The following is a 13,232-nucleotide window of genomic DNA, read 5'->3' as shown; positions in this document are numbered from 1 at the left end:
CTATGTAGTTGTTTCCTTATCGAATTCACTTCCAGTAGCAAGCCGAAAACATAGTCTTCATTATCTTCTGTGACTGCATCAGGGCCGTGTGCCCGAATGTGCTTCGCTACCTGGTAGGCACGAACGCCACCCTCACAGATTGGGCACCAATAGACTGTATTGATAGTTGGCTTCATTCAATGCTGCTCCCGTGCTTTAATCTTGGTGACAAAAGTAGCATATAACTTAAATTAGTCAATCCCTGACTATTGACAATCAGGAGATATTCCTCCACGATGGCTACAAGTGACCAGTGTGAGGAGAGGGCCGATGGCTAGAACACGACATATACAACGCAGGATGTCTCAGCGTGGCATTCAGGGGGGCATGCTCGACCTGGTAAGCCAGTTCGGGGTTGAAAAAGGAGATCTGTGCTATGTGAACGGTAAAGCGTGTGCGGATGCGGTCAAGGAACTCGATCGCCTACGCAAGCTTTTGATTAAGATGCAAGAAAAGGGAGGAATCGTGCTCGTACGTGACGGCGATGTCGACATCACGACTTACAGGTTGGACAGTTACACCCGCCACTAGTGGCAAGACGGATTAAATCGAGATGATTGAGAAAGACGACAAGTGGTTCTGGAATGCGGTTGAGGTGCTTCGCGAAGAATCACTGAGCCAATCAGAGGCTACCCGGGCGATTATTGAGCTATTCCACATCGGCGTTATGGTGCCGCAGGGTGACCTGGCCGCGTGGTTATCAACCGAAGAGAAGTCAGAGCGCGTGAAATACCTGCGCGATCGGCTGGAGGCTCGGGGGGGCGAACGACTGAATGCGGTGATGGTGTCAGAGCTACTCGAGCGGATACCGATCAGTATGCGTCGGGAGCTTGTCAGCTCTGTACTCCAGGCAGATCTCCCCAGTTTGGATGTTGCGCTGCAGATGCTGAATCTTTGGTACAGGGCCACGCCAGGATTTTTTGGAATCCCGTTCGAGATGGCCAAGTTGTCATATCAGCTTGCCGCGAAAAACGGTAGCGCTGACACCCGAGTGCTCTGCCGAGGAGTCGCTGCCGAAACAATGGCCTTGGCCGCCAGCCTTGGAGCCCCAACGGTTTATGAACTAGGTGTCCAATCCGGGGAGTCTTTCAAGCGGGCGGTATTCGATATAGCGGGTACTGACGTTGAGCTCCGGGGTAAACACGACCTCGGCACCGCTGGTCTGAAAGAGTCCTTCAGTGTTGGGCTTATTGCCGATTCATGGGGTAGCCGTTCCACGCGGCCTGCGATGAGTAAACTAGAATCAGGTGCCCAATTTGCCAATGTCAGCACTACCGTGGCTGAAATCATGGCAGCCATGAAGCGGGTTAACGGGCGTATAGCCTGTGTTGTCCCGCAATCTTGGCTCCATAAGAGTTTTGGCGACGAAGCAGAATTTAAACGCAACTTGGTTGCGTCTGGGCGGCTTGACGCGGTGGTTCAGCTTCCGGAGCGAACGGTTGTGGGTATGAGCGCTGCCCCCGCCATTATTATTATTAATACAATAGACAGCTTTGATGCCATCCAGTTTATCGATGCACGCCAGATGTCCCGTCATTCGAGTCGATCATCTTATCGTGAGCTGGTCGACGTCGACGCAATCGTTCAGCTGTTCGATAGCGATAAAGAATCTGAGCAATCCAAATACGTACCCGTCAGCGAAGTTCTCGATAATGACGTAAACCTCGATATCAGGCGGTACATCGTCGACTCAGATCAGGAACGAGCCCAGCGCCTGGTTGACTCGTTTGAGACTACGCTTCGGTTGGGTGAGGTGACTGAGATAATCCGGTGCCAGGCGATTCGATCTGCTACTACTTCTGCCGACATCGCCAACTCGTTATTTGCACAAAAATTTAAAGAGGTGTCTCCGGCGCAAGTCAATGAGTATGGAGTTATAGAAGCGACTGAGGGCATGCGAGAAATCATGCCTCTAGACAAAGATCTGTCACGTGCTCGGCGGCAGGTATTGCAGGAAGGCGACGTACTGTTCGCGATCAAAGGTAGCCTAGGTAAGTGCGCACTTGTCGCAAAGGAGTTCGAGGGTTGTATCGGTAATCAATCTTTCGTCATCTTGAGAACGAAAAACGCAGAGAAAATGCCGCCGCTGGTAATACACCGATATCTGATTTCGCCTCTTTGCAAAGCGCTTATATCTCGTTGGTCTACTTCCGGCGCAGTACCCATGATCAAAATGCAAGACCTGAAGAAGCTGCCGATACCATTAATGACAGCCGATGAAATAAATCAAGTCGAACAGAATGATGAAGAACTTCAACGGCTGCTAGTACAACTTGATGATATTCAGAGTCAACTCAGCAGCGCGATGAATGAACTGTGGTCGCTCGACTGATCTCGTAGAGCAATTTTTTGATTTGAGAAGGAAGAGAAGATTATGAGCAGTTTGGACAATTTTCTTGCTACCCGGAGCGGGTGGCTTTTTGCACTAAGTGCATCAGCTGGTCGTGGTAGCGATTGGGGCATTGTCGATGAATTCTTAGGCGATGTTCAACTTAGTAGCAAGGAGAGCGATGACGGCTACCTATTTTCCTCGCAAGTCTGGGGCAAGGTGCTCAATAGAGACTCCGTTATCCAGAAAGGAGATGGCATAGCCTTTTACCACAGCAAACGCGCCGAATTTCCCTACGGAGATCGGCACAAGAGGCGTCAGCGCATTTCACTGATGGGAATTGTCGAGGAGTGCCAACAGGCAGGACAAGATGTCTCATTTTTGAAAGTGCGCATTCCTGAAGACGTTTTCGAGGTGTTTACCGGAGAAGAAGCCATAGTATGGACTCCGGAAAGGGAGCAAGCGTTCTCAGACTGTGGGTTGAAAGATGGCCCGGTGAGGGCCTTCTATCCAATACCCCCGACGTCCTGGGCCACCTTCCTATCTGATGTGGCAAAAATGGTTGAGGAATATACCGGTGAGCCTGTCCTGGGTTGGAAGTGATGTACTATCAGGTCTTGGAATGTCGCTGCATATATGGACGTAGCAAGCAATGAATTTCAATTTTCTTGAAAGCCACGACCCACTATTACTGCAGTTAGCTAGTACTGCAGAGCGAGCATTCGTACCTGACCCAAACACCACCCTCCTCAAACTCCGCCAGCTTGGCGAGGCCCTGGCCCAGGATATCGCCAGCCGCCTGGGTATTGAGGCCGAGGAAAGAACTACCCAACTAGACCTGCTCCGCAAGGTGCAACAAGAGGTCAATCTGCCCCGGGAAGTGACCGATGCGTTCCACCATATCCGCCGTACAGGCAATGTCGCTACCCATGAGTTCACCACCACTCACAGGGAGGCCCTGGAGGGACTGAGGACCGCATGGGGTCTGGCTGCCTGGTATCACAAGACGTTCGGCAGGCCTGCCAAGGGGTGGAAGCCAGGTGCGTTCCAGAAGCCCGAGGACCCCGCTTCGCAAGTTCGGGAGATGGAGGAGCGCATTGCCGTGCTTCTTAGGGCACAGCAGGCCTCGCAGCGTGAACTGAACGTGGCCCAGCAGTTGGCCGAAGCCGAGGCGCAGCGGGCCGCGGAGCTGGAAAAGTATGCCGAGCGGGTCAAGGAGGACGCCGATGTCTGGCAGTCCCTGGCCCACGAGCAGGAGGCGGCTTACCTGGAGGCAAAGCAGGCCTTTGAACAGCATCAGCACCAGATCGCCGAGGCAGCTGCCAAAGACACACCCCAGGCTCAGGAAAATGTAGCGGAGGTCAAGGAGGCCATCAAGACCTCTGTCTGGTATGAAACCGAGGCCGAGACTCGCCTGCGCATTGACCAGCAACTGCGCGATGCAGGTTGGGAGGCTGATACCGAGAACCTTCGATACGCCAGTGGCGGCCGTCCGGAGGCCGGCAAGTTCAAGGCCATCGCGGAGTGGCCCACGGCATCCGGGCCTGCTGATTATATTTTGTTCTATGGACTTGCCCCCGTGGCCGCGGTGGAGGCCAAGAAAGCCTCGAAGAGCGTCGCGGGGGACATCGACCAGGCGGAGCGCTACAGCCGCGACATTGCTGACGGCGACGGCATAGAGTTATTGGACAGCGCCTGGCCCATTGAGGCGGGTAACCCTGATAAGGGCACCTTCAAAATCCCCTTTGCCTTTGCCACCAATGGCCGTCCCTACCTGGAGCAGCACCAGGAGATGTCCGGCATCTGGTTCCGAGACCTCCGCCGTCCCCAAAATAACCGCAAAGCCAATGATGGCTGGTACAGCCCCGAGGGCCTGCAGAACCTCCTCAAGCAGAACCTGGATGAAGCGGAGGAAAAGCTGGAGCAGCAGAGCTTCAACTTCGATTTCCAGCTGCGCTACTACCAGATCGACGCCATCAAGGCCGCTGAGCAGGCCATCCGGGACGGGCAGGACCATGTTCTGCTCGCTATGGCAACGGGTACCGGCAAGACCAAGACCGCGATCGCCATGATCTACCGCCTGCTCCAGGCCCAGCGCTTCCGCCGCATCCTGTTCCTGGTGGATCGCAGTGCCCTGGGGGCCCAGACCACCGATGCCTTCGAAACCACCAAGATGCTGAACCAGCAGACCTTCGCCGATACCTTCAATATCAAGGGCTTGAAGGAAGCCGCCCCCGACAGCGCGACCCAGGTCCATGTGGCCACGGTCCAGGGCATGGTGAAGCGGATTCTGTATACAGAGGATGACCGGCCCACGGTGGACCAGTATGACTGTATCGTGGTGGACGAGTGCCACCGGGGCTATCTGCTGGACAGGGAGCTGGACGACACCGAGATCAAGTTCCGCTCCCAGAACGACTACATATCCAAGTACCGCCGGGTGGTGGACTTCTTCGATGCGGTGAAAATCGGTCTCACGGCTACTCCCGCCCTGCATACCACCGAGATCTTCGGCGAACCGGTGTTCCTGTACAGCTACCGGGAAGCGGTGATCGACGGTTATCTGATCGATCATGAGCCCCCGTTCCACATCAAGACCCGGCACAACCAGGAGGGCATCGACTACGCGGTGGGGGACAAGATCGCCTATTACGACAGCCTGAAGAACGATATCGACTACGCCCACGTCGAGGACGAGGTCAATTTCGACATTTCCAAGATCAACCGGGTGATCGAGGACGAGGCCTTCAACCGCATTGTCTGCAACGTGCTAGCGGAGAACATCGATCCCTTCGAACCGGACAAGACCCTGATCTTCTGTGCCACCGACCGCCACGCGGATATGGTGGTGCGCCTGATGAAGGAGGCTATTGCCGTGGCCTACGGGGAGTGCGAGGACGGCCTGGTCAAAAAGATCACGGGCGCCACGGACAAGCCGCTGGAAGCCATCCGCTTCTACAAGAATGACCGCCTGCCCAATATCGCGGTGACGGTCGATTTGTTGACCACGGGGATTGATGTCCCCGAAATCTGTAACCTGGTGTTCCTGCGGCCGGTGAAGAGCCGCATCCTGTATGAGCAGATGAAGGGCCGGGCCACCCGCCAGTGCCCGGAGATCGGCAAGGAGGTGTTCCGGATCTTCGACGCCGTGAACCTGTATGACAACCTGGAACCCCTCACCAACATGAAACCGGTGGTGGTGAACCCCAATATCAGCTTCCAGCAGCTGGAGCAGGAGATCATCGGCAGGCAGACCCACGACGCCGAGCAGCAGGACCAGGCACGTGATCAATTTGTAGCCAAGTTGCAGCGCAAGCGGCGAACTATGAGCGATGAAGCCCGCGAGGCCTTTGAGGCCAAGGTGGGCCAAACGCCCGAGAACTTCATCAATAATATCAGGGGCTTGCCTATCGGCGAGGTAGCGGATTGGTTTATCAACCACCCCGGTCTTGGCGAGTTGCTGGACAAGAAATCCCAGTCCAGCCCCCCGGTTATTTTCATCAGCGAGAAGGACGATGAACTGATCGATGTGGCTGAGAACTACGGCAAGACGGTCAGCCCCGCGGATTACCTGAGCGAGTTCGAGGCCTTCATCAAGAACCACGAAAACGACATGATTGCCCTGAAGACGATCATTCACCAGCCGGGTAAGATAACCCGCCAGCAGATCAAGGAGCTGATGCTGGAGCTGTCCGAGGCGCAGTTTACCGAGAAGAACCTGAGAAAGGCCTGGGCCCTGGAGAGCAACAAGGATATCGCCGCCAGGATCGTCGGGTACGTCAGGAAGGCTGCCGTCGGTGATGCCCTGGTGCCCTGGGAGGAGCGGGTGGATAACGCTATCGGTGTCATCCTCGGTCAGAAGCCGTGGAAACCTGCCCAGAAGAACCTGCTGAGAGATATTGGTGAATTGCTCAAGACCCGGCTGGCCCTGGATGAGCAGTCCATCAATGACAGTGCGCTGAGCCGCAAGGGCGGGTTCAACCGCATCAATAAGATGTTTGATGGAGAACTACCCAAACTGCTGGAAGCCATCAACGAAGCTGTATGGGATCAAACTGGTTAGAAAGTGACCGGTCGTGATCCTGTTGTAACCACCTCCGAGAGAAATCTATGTCCACCACGACTGATATCGTCGCCAAACTCTGGAACCTCTGTAATGTCCTGAAGGACGACGGGGTGACCTACACCGACTATGTGAAGGAGCTGACTTACCTGCTGTTCCTGAAGATGTCCGAAGAGACCGGCACGGAAGACCGGATACCCGCAGCCTATCGCTGGGAAGAACTGGAAGCCAAGGCCGCGCCGGACCGTCTCACGTTCTACCGCAAGCTGTTGCTGGACCTGGGCGACGCAGAGATCACAGATTCCATCCTGACCCGGTCCATCTACGCCAATGCCAATACCATTATCAAGAAACCGGCCACCCTGACCACGCTGATCACCGAGATCGACAAGCTGGATTGGTACAGCGCCAAGGAGGAGGGGCTGGGTGACCTCTATGAGGGTCTGCTGGAGAAGAACGCCAACGAGAAAAAGTCAGGGGCAGGGCAGTACTTTACGCCCCGGGTGCTGATCGATGTGATGGTGCAGCTGACACAGCCACAATTAGGCGAAATCATCCAGGACCCGGCTGCGGGCACCGGTGGCTTCCTCATCGCCGCCAACCATTACCTGGAAGAGCACAACGACCTCAACAAGCTGGACGAAAAACAGTGGGAGCAATACCAGCACCACACCTTCTACGGCATGGAGTTCGTCCAGGACACGCACAAGCTGGCCCTCATGAACCTGGCTCTGCACGACATTGAATCCGATGGTCACAGCTACGGCATCATCTACGGCGATACCATGTCAGCAGAGGCCGAGAAACTACCCAAAGCCGACCTTATCCTGTCGAACCCGCCGTTCGGGACCAAGAAGGGTGGCGGCCTGCCCAGCCGGGATGATTTTACGTTCCCCACCTCCAATAAGCAGCTGGCCTTCCTGCAGCATATCTACCGGGCACTGAAGCCTGGGGGTAGGGCGGCGGTGGTGCTGCCTGACAACGTGCTGTTTGAGGCCAATACAGGTGCCCAGATCAGAAGGGACCTGATGGACAAGTGCAACTTGCACACCATCCTGCGGTTGCCCACGGGTATCTTCTACGCCCAGGGTGTGAAGACCAATGTGTTGTTCTTCTCCAAGCCGGAGAATGTGTCGCAGGATACGGGCAACACCCAGGAAGTTTGGATCTACGATATGCGTTCGAATATGCCCAGCTTCGGCAAGCGTACTGCCTTTACCAAGGACTACTTCGAGGACTTCATCAACTGCTTCGGCACGGATAAGAATGGTGGCTCCAAGCGGGAAGAGCTGGCTGATGACGCGGACAGCCAGACTCGTTGGAGGGTGTTTTCACGGGAAGTCATTGCCGAGCGTGGTGACAGCCTGGATATCAGTTGGATCAAGGACAAGGATGTTGTGGATGCGGCGGATTTGCCTGAGCCCGAGCAGCTGGCGGGGGAGGCTATGTCGGAGTTGACTGAAGCGCTGCGCGAGCTTTCTGAGTTGATGGATGCGCTTGGGGCAGAGGATGAGGCTATTGCCCAGAAGAATGTGCTGGCGGAAGCACTAGGGCTTGCGGAGAGCGTTGGCTGATATGGAGAAAAGCGTGTTACCAAGTGGATGGGGCCAGTGCAGTCTTGCCGATGTTGCTCAACTCCAAAATGGCTTTGCATTTAAAAGTGGCGATTATGTTGAATGGGGTCATTTCCTGATACGCATAGGGAATGTCCAGGATGATGGGATCGATCTCAGTAAACCTGCTTATGTTGACCTAGCCGACGTAAAGGCGAAAAAGTTTGAGCTAAATGAGGGTGATATCCTCATGTCTCTGACAGGGAATATTGGCCGCGTAGCAGTAATAAAAAAAGAGCACCTGCCTGCTGCCCTAAATCAGCGTGTAGCACGTATTAGTCCCAAGCATGGAGATTCACTAAATCGAGAGTTTTTGATTCATCTTTTGAGGTCTCCAGCATTCTTTGATCAGCTTACTGCTGCTGCAAAAGGCGCAGCGCAGCAGAACATAAGCGGTAAAGATGTGCTGGCTGCTGTCATTAGTCTGCCCCCTCTGGCAGAACAAACCCGCATCGCCAATAAACTCGATGAACTCCTCGCCCAAGTTGACACCATCAAGGCCCGCGTAGATGCTATCCCAGATATTCTCAAACGCTTCCGCCAGTCTGTCCTGGCTGCTGCGGTGAGTGGGAAGTTGACGGGTTCTGACTATAGCAAGTGGATCAATTCAAAACTCGGTGATGTTGTTGAAATAGATATAGGCCACGCGTTTAAGAGCAAGGAATTCGTTTCTGAAGGAGTTCCGTTACTTCGGGGGCAAAATATCGAGCCGGGAGCTCTCCGGTGGTTAGACACGAAATGCTACCCGGATGCGAAGCTACGGGAATTTCGACACCTGTTCATAGAGGAGGGAGACATTATTTTGGCAATGGACCGGCCAATCGTATCCGCTGGTCTCAAGTTGGCTAGAGCCAGAGCTACTGATTTGCCATGCGTTCTAGTGCAGCGAGTCGCGCGTTTTAAGAGTTTTGACGCTATTACGCCGAATTATCTGTACCTCGTGTTACAGGACATTTCGTTCTCAAATTATCTTGTACCGAACCAAACTGGTAGTGACATTCCTCACATAAGCGGCAAGCAAATACTAGGATATGAGATTGCATATCCTAGCCTTACCGAGCAGAAGGAGATAGTTCACCAGGCTACGGGGTTACTTCAGATCTGTTCACAGCTTGAGCTTGCAGTTGAGGAGGCGAGGAGCAAGGTTGAAGAAATGACCCAATCCATCCTCGCCAAAGCCTTTCGCGGCGAACTTGTGACCCAGAGTACTGACGACGAAGCTGCGAGCGTTTTTCTGAAGCGTACTGGTACCAAAAAAACCACCACGGAGGAGTGATGTGGGATGACATTTATTGGAGAGGTAGTTAGTAGGTATGAGAGGGCGGGAAATTCAAAGGGTAGGGTTAAAGTCACCGAAGGTTTTGTGCTTTTATGGAGATCAGAATTATGTGATCACCAAAACCTTTGTAGATGAAATATTTGATATAGTTATCAATCAGAAAGCCTATCTTCACGTGGATATGTCGAATGTGGAGAAGATTACGGCCGCAGCGGTTCTCTATTTGGCCTCGGTAGTGAATGTTTGTCAGAATTGTGCCCCTAAAGAATTGGCTTTCAGTGACCAGGCTATAACGTTTCAACTTCCTGTTGGAGCTAAGAAAAGTTCTCTATTCATTGAAACTGGATTGTGGGACATAATTAAACCCGGTGGTCAGAAGAAGCTACAGCGCCTTTGGGAAGATTCGGAGAATCCGTTCAAAACAGGGAATGACCCTGAAAGGGAATACCCCGAGCTTTTGAAATGGCTTGCTCGCCAGGGATTTACTCCGCCACCGAAGCTTGCTAGTGCCGTTCAAGAAGCGTATTTAAATATCAAACAGCATGCATATGACAAGAATACTGTTATTGACAAATTTTTGATTAGTAGGTGGTGGCAATACGCTTATGTAGATGAAGGCGCAGGCAGATTTAATTTTTTGCTCTATGATCATGGTGTGGGAATCCCAGGGACTGTCAAGGGCGAGAAGTTTGGATATATGCGAGATGAGAGAAAACTCGAAACGGCCATGACTGAGGGTTGGACGTCGACTAAGGAGCCAGGGCGGGGGCGTGGGTCAGCAAACATGCAGCAGCCGATTGCGATTAAGAAGAACGATGATACATTGCTGATTATGAGCGGGAGGGGAAAATATGTATTTAAGAATGATGAGGTCGAGCAAGTCAGCGCATTGCCCGCAACCTTGAAAGGAACTCTTGTTGAGTGGTCATTGGCCCTGAAATAACAGGTGATGCAAAAATGATAGAAGTTCGTGTGGGCGAGTTTAGCAGATCTCCTTTTGGTCGAAAACTTGAGGACGGAAAATTTAGCGGTGAACGTTTTAGAAAAGAGAAGATTGCCCCCAGTCTGAGAAAGGGAGAAAAGGTATGGGTGTACTTGGACGATGTAGTGCCTGGTTACGAGTACGGGTCATCGTTCTTGCATGAGGCTTTCGGAGGACTAGTCTTATATGAAGGATTTACGGAACAAGAATTGAAGGCTAGGCTGAAAATTGTGACCGAAATGAAGGACGTTGAGCAAGAAATTTGGGAATACATCCAGGCACCCGCCAAGTATTTGTAGAAATGGAAATTAGCAGTGAACTTACAGATTGTATTAGCGCTTTTTTCAGCAGCGATTGTTATTGTCGGCTGGAGGGTGATATACCGGAATGCGCTAAGAGTTGCCACACGAAATGAAACATTCACTCTGATCCGGGATATACTAGCTACAATTGATAAGCTGCGTGAAGAAGGCTGTGCTTTGTGGCAAGCAGAAACAGCGCATGAAGTTGAGTTTGCCTGGAAGAAATTGGGCCCGGACCTGGCCGCATTACGAAGGTCTATCTACAATTTGGATGCATCAAGGTCGGTCACAATACCGATTTCTCAGTTAGTATCCATAAGGCGAGCGTTAAGTATGAATCTTGAAGAAGCGGGTGGAAGAGATCCGGATAAAGCTACTCAAAATGTTGCTCAAATTTTCGAAACTTCGCAAGAATTTAAACATCAAGTTTTGAAGGCATTTGCGGAAAAATATCCCCCAAAAACGTAGCTTATGGAGCCTGTAAATAAAACTGCGTAAACCGGCGGATCTTCATCATAAAGGGGGGACACCGGCATTCGTTAAACTGAATCTGCGAAGATTGTTTAATGGAGAGAACACTGATGTCCCACGCAGGAATGATTACAAGCACTTTTGGCTCGGAAATTACTCTGCCAGTATTTTGTCGATACGCTGGCTTGTTTCCAGCATTTGGTCCGACAGTTTGGAGAATTCATCAGGGAATTCATGAGCGTAGTTCTTGGCCCTGCTAATCCAAATATTCAGCGTCTTTTCGATGAGCTTAAATGATTCGGCAGTTGGCGATGCAGTGCTATCACCAACAATTTGTCCAAGCGCTTTTCGAGCGTCTGCGAGAGACCCTTTCCCAAAGCCAGGCAGTTTTAGAAGCTCTTCGTCGGATGCTTGGCGTACGTCTTCGGGCGACGAATAGTCGGCAGCTAACCTGCGGGCAGTCGGTTTCGACATACCGAGATCGGTAAAGATTTTTAGTTTATCGGGTTCTGGTTCCCCGCCTTCCAAGACGAGCTTTCTCGCTTTGACGGGAGAGATTTTGAGCTTGTGCCCAATCTGCCCATATGTCGATCCTTGTGCTCGCAGGGCCACTGCTACAGCAATTTGGTCTTTCTCGTTCATTTTGTTCTTGACCCAACCGTCCTGCTATTGAGACCGGGTTGCACTGCCATAGTCGGGAGGTATAAGCCTCTATAACTCATTGAAAATTATGAAAAATGGTGGGCCCAGAAGGACTTGAACCTTCGACCTGCCGATTATGAGTCGGATGCTCTAACCAACTGAGCTATGGGCCCCGGATAGATGGCAATGGCCACCTGAGGTGAGCGCGGGATTATAAGGTAAAAGCCCGTGGTAGTGAACTTGCATAGCAAGGTGCCGGGGAGGCTTTCACAGGCTTATCTGCGTGAAATTTCCAGCCCCAGCCGGTCCGCAGCGATAATCGCCTCTTTCAGGTTGGTTTTGGTGACTTTCATGGGCATATTGTTGATATAGGGAAACGCCAGGGCGGCGTCAACAACGGCATCCAGTTGCTCGTTGTTGCCGGCATCGATATCGAGCTGTTTAAGATGCACGGGTAAGCCTATAGCGGAAAAAAACCGTGCCGATTTGGCCGCTTCCTCGGTTGAGTTTTCCAGAACCAGCTGAGCCTGCACGCCCATGGCCACCATCTCGCCGTGCAGGTAATTGCGGTGCACGTGATCGATGACGGTGTAACCCTGTGCGATGGCGTGGCAAACGGCCAGGCCGCCGCTCTCGTAGCCGAGCCCGCTGAGCAGTGTGTTCGCCTCTACCACGTGCTCCAGCGCGTCGCTGACCTCGGAATTCTCAACCGCTTTCAGCGCCTCCTCGCCATAGGTATAGATGGTCTCAGCGCACAGTTGCGCCAGCGAGGTCCCCGCGAGGGTGGGGCGGCCACCAAATACGTTGATCCCCTCGGGGTTGCAGGCGCAGGCACGTGCTTCATACCAGGTGGCCAGCGCATCGCCCATCCCGGCCACCAGAAACCGGTGTTCTGCCGCGGCGATGACACCGGTATCCACCAGTACGAGCACCGGGTTTACGTCGTAAATTTCGGCGTCGGCGGTTACCCCTTCCGGTGTATAGATGACCGAGACCGCGGCACAGGGCGCATCGTTGGATGCCAGGGTGGGTACCACGGCAACCGGGACGTCCAGTCTTCGGGACAGGGCGCGGCCCGCGTCAACGACCTTGCCTCCACCGACGGCAATGACGCTGTCGACGCTTCTATCTCGTGCCTGCATCGCCGTCGTATGGCGATCGATTTCCTCGAAGGAGCACTCACCGCCAAATACCAGGATCTCCAGACTGAGGCCTGACTCCTCCGCGCTGCTGATAATGTCTTTTCCTTCGGCCTCCAGACTCCGCCGGGAAAGTAAAACGGCACTGTGTTTAAAGCCCAGCCTGGATAGATAATGGCCAGCCTGGGCGATGACGCCGTTGCCCTGCACGTAGCGGCCCGGTGACCCAAACACACGGGGCAGGGTGTTGCCATAACAGGGGCTTGCAAATGCCTGGCTCTGGGAATATTCGACGGTGTCAGTACTCATGGAAACCCCTGCGGTGGAATCAGTGGCACTCAGTATAGATTATCCGTTGGTCACTCGTCGGGCG

General features: G+C 53.2%; 11 protein-coding genes and 1 tRNA gene. 9 read left to right on the top strand and 3 right to left on the bottom strand.

Features of this window, described 5'->3' with window-relative positions:
* The first annotated feature begins 309 nt into the window (after nucleotides 1–309).
* The 9 genes from E2F43_RS18240 (at nucleotide 310) to E2F43_RS18200 (ending at nucleotide 11,075) form a co-directional block, all read left to right on the top strand.
* Nucleotides 310–570 carry a hypothetical protein gene (locus E2F43_RS18240; RefSeq protein WP_133215423.1) on the top strand — a complete coding sequence of 87 codons (261 nt, stop codon included), beginning with the start codon at nucleotides 310–312 and terminating at the stop codon, nucleotides 568–570.
* A gap of 22 nt (nucleotides 571–592) precedes the next feature.
* Nucleotides 593–2,371: an N-6 DNA methylase gene (locus E2F43_RS18235; RefSeq protein WP_133215421.1), complete on the top strand. Its 1,779-nt coding sequence runs from the start codon at nucleotides 593–595 to the stop codon at nucleotides 2,369–2,371.
* A 42-nt stretch (nucleotides 2,372–2,413) separates the two neighbouring features.
* A complete protein-coding gene (locus E2F43_RS18230; protein WP_133215419.1) occupies nucleotides 2,414–2,971 on the top strand; it encodes a hypothetical protein in 558 nt (185 codons plus the stop codon).
* Between the two features lie 49 nt (nucleotides 2,972–3,020).
* On the top strand, nucleotides 3,021–6,431 hold the full coding sequence (hsdR, locus tag E2F43_RS18225; protein ID WP_133215417.1) for a type I restriction-modification system endonuclease: 3,411 nt from the start codon (nucleotides 3,021–3,023) through the stop codon (nucleotides 6,429–6,431).
* Between the two features lie 47 nt (nucleotides 6,432–6,478).
* Nucleotides 6,479–8,005 (top strand): class I SAM-dependent DNA methyltransferase, encoded by a 1,527-nt coding sequence (locus tag E2F43_RS18220; protein WP_133215415.1) that lies wholly within the window; start codon nucleotides 6,479–6,481, stop codon nucleotides 8,003–8,005.
* A gap of 1 nt (nucleotide 8,006) precedes the next feature.
* Entirely contained in the window at nucleotides 8,007–9,320 is a 1,314-nt protein-coding gene (locus E2F43_RS18215; RefSeq protein ID WP_238947016.1) for a restriction endonuclease subunit S, read from the top strand.
* A 112-nt stretch (nucleotides 9,321–9,432) separates the two neighbouring features.
* Nucleotides 9,433–10,266: a hypothetical protein gene (locus tag E2F43_RS18210; RefSeq protein ID WP_133215411.1), complete on the top strand. Its 834-nt coding sequence runs from the start codon at nucleotides 9,433–9,435 to the stop codon at nucleotides 10,264–10,266.
* A gap of 14 nt (nucleotides 10,267–10,280) precedes the next feature.
* Complete coding sequence (locus E2F43_RS18205) at nucleotides 10,281–10,604, top strand: STAS-like domain-containing protein (protein ID WP_238947014.1); 324 nt, start codon at nucleotides 10,281–10,283, stop codon at nucleotides 10,602–10,604.
* Between the two features lie 15 nt (nucleotides 10,605–10,619).
* Nucleotides 10,620–11,075: a hypothetical protein gene (locus E2F43_RS18200; protein WP_133215408.1), complete on the top strand. Its 456-nt coding sequence runs from the start codon at nucleotides 10,620–10,622 to the stop codon at nucleotides 11,073–11,075.
* Between the two features lie 156 nt (nucleotides 11,076–11,231).
* On the opposite strand, the gene E2F43_RS18195 is transcribed toward E2F43_RS18200, so the two are convergent.
* The 3 genes from E2F43_RS18195 to E2F43_RS18185 form a co-directional block, all read right to left on the bottom strand.
* Nucleotides 11,232–11,720, bottom strand: a complete 489-nt coding sequence (locus E2F43_RS18195) for a hypothetical protein (protein ID WP_133215406.1) — start codon at nucleotides 11,718–11,720, stop codon at nucleotides 11,232–11,234.
* Between the two features lie 96 nt (nucleotides 11,721–11,816).
* A tRNA-Ile gene (locus E2F43_RS18190) sits at nucleotides 11,817–11,893 on the bottom strand.
* 102 nt (nucleotides 11,894–11,995) lie between these two features.
* Nucleotides 11,996–13,168: a glycerol dehydrogenase gene (locus E2F43_RS18185; RefSeq protein WP_133215404.1), complete on the bottom strand. Its 1,173-nt coding sequence runs from the start codon at nucleotides 13,166–13,168 to the stop codon at nucleotides 11,996–11,998.
* Nucleotides 13,169–13,232: the final 64 nt, after the last annotated feature.

Origin of the sequence: Seongchinamella unica, from assembly GCF_004354085.1 — a bacterium.
Taxonomy (GTDB): domain Bacteria; phylum Pseudomonadota; class Gammaproteobacteria; order Pseudomonadales; family Halieaceae; genus Halioglobus; species Halioglobus unicus.
This window is presented reverse-complemented; position numbering and strand designations above follow the sequence as displayed.

What these genes read in the sequence shown, in the direction of transcription:
- E2F43_RS18240 (WP_133215423.1), top strand. Translation starts at nt 310, where the DNA reads ATGGCTAGAACACGACATATACAACGCAGGATGTCTCAGCGTGGCATT.
- E2F43_RS18235 (WP_133215421.1), top strand. Translation starts at nt 593, where the DNA reads ATGATTGAGAAAGACGACAAGTGGTTCTGGAATGCGGTTGAGGTGCTT.
- E2F43_RS18230 (WP_133215419.1), top strand. Translation starts at nt 2,414, where the DNA reads ATGAGCAGTTTGGACAATTTTCTTGCTACCCGGAGCGGGTGGCTTTTT.
- hsdR (WP_133215417.1), top strand. Translation starts at nt 3,021, where the DNA reads ATGAATTTCAATTTTCTTGAAAGCCACGACCCACTATTACTGCAGTTA.
- E2F43_RS18220 (WP_133215415.1), top strand. Translation starts at nt 6,479, where the DNA reads ATGTCCACCACGACTGATATCGTCGCCAAACTCTGGAACCTCTGTAAT.
- E2F43_RS18215 (WP_238947016.1), top strand. Translation starts at nt 8,007, where the DNA reads ATGGAGAAAAGCGTGTTACCAAGTGGATGGGGCCAGTGCAGTCTTGCC.
- E2F43_RS18205 (WP_238947014.1), top strand. Translation starts at nt 10,281, where the DNA reads ATGATAGAAGTTCGTGTGGGCGAGTTTAGCAGATCTCCTTTTGGTCGA.
- E2F43_RS18195 (WP_133215406.1), bottom strand. Translation starts at nt 11,720, where the DNA reads ATGAACGAGAAAGACCAAATTGCTGTAGCAGTGGCCCTGCGAGCACAA.
- E2F43_RS18185 (WP_133215404.1), bottom strand. Translation starts at nt 13,168, where the DNA reads ATGAGTACTGACACCGTCGAATATTCCCAGAGCCAGGCATTTGCAAGC.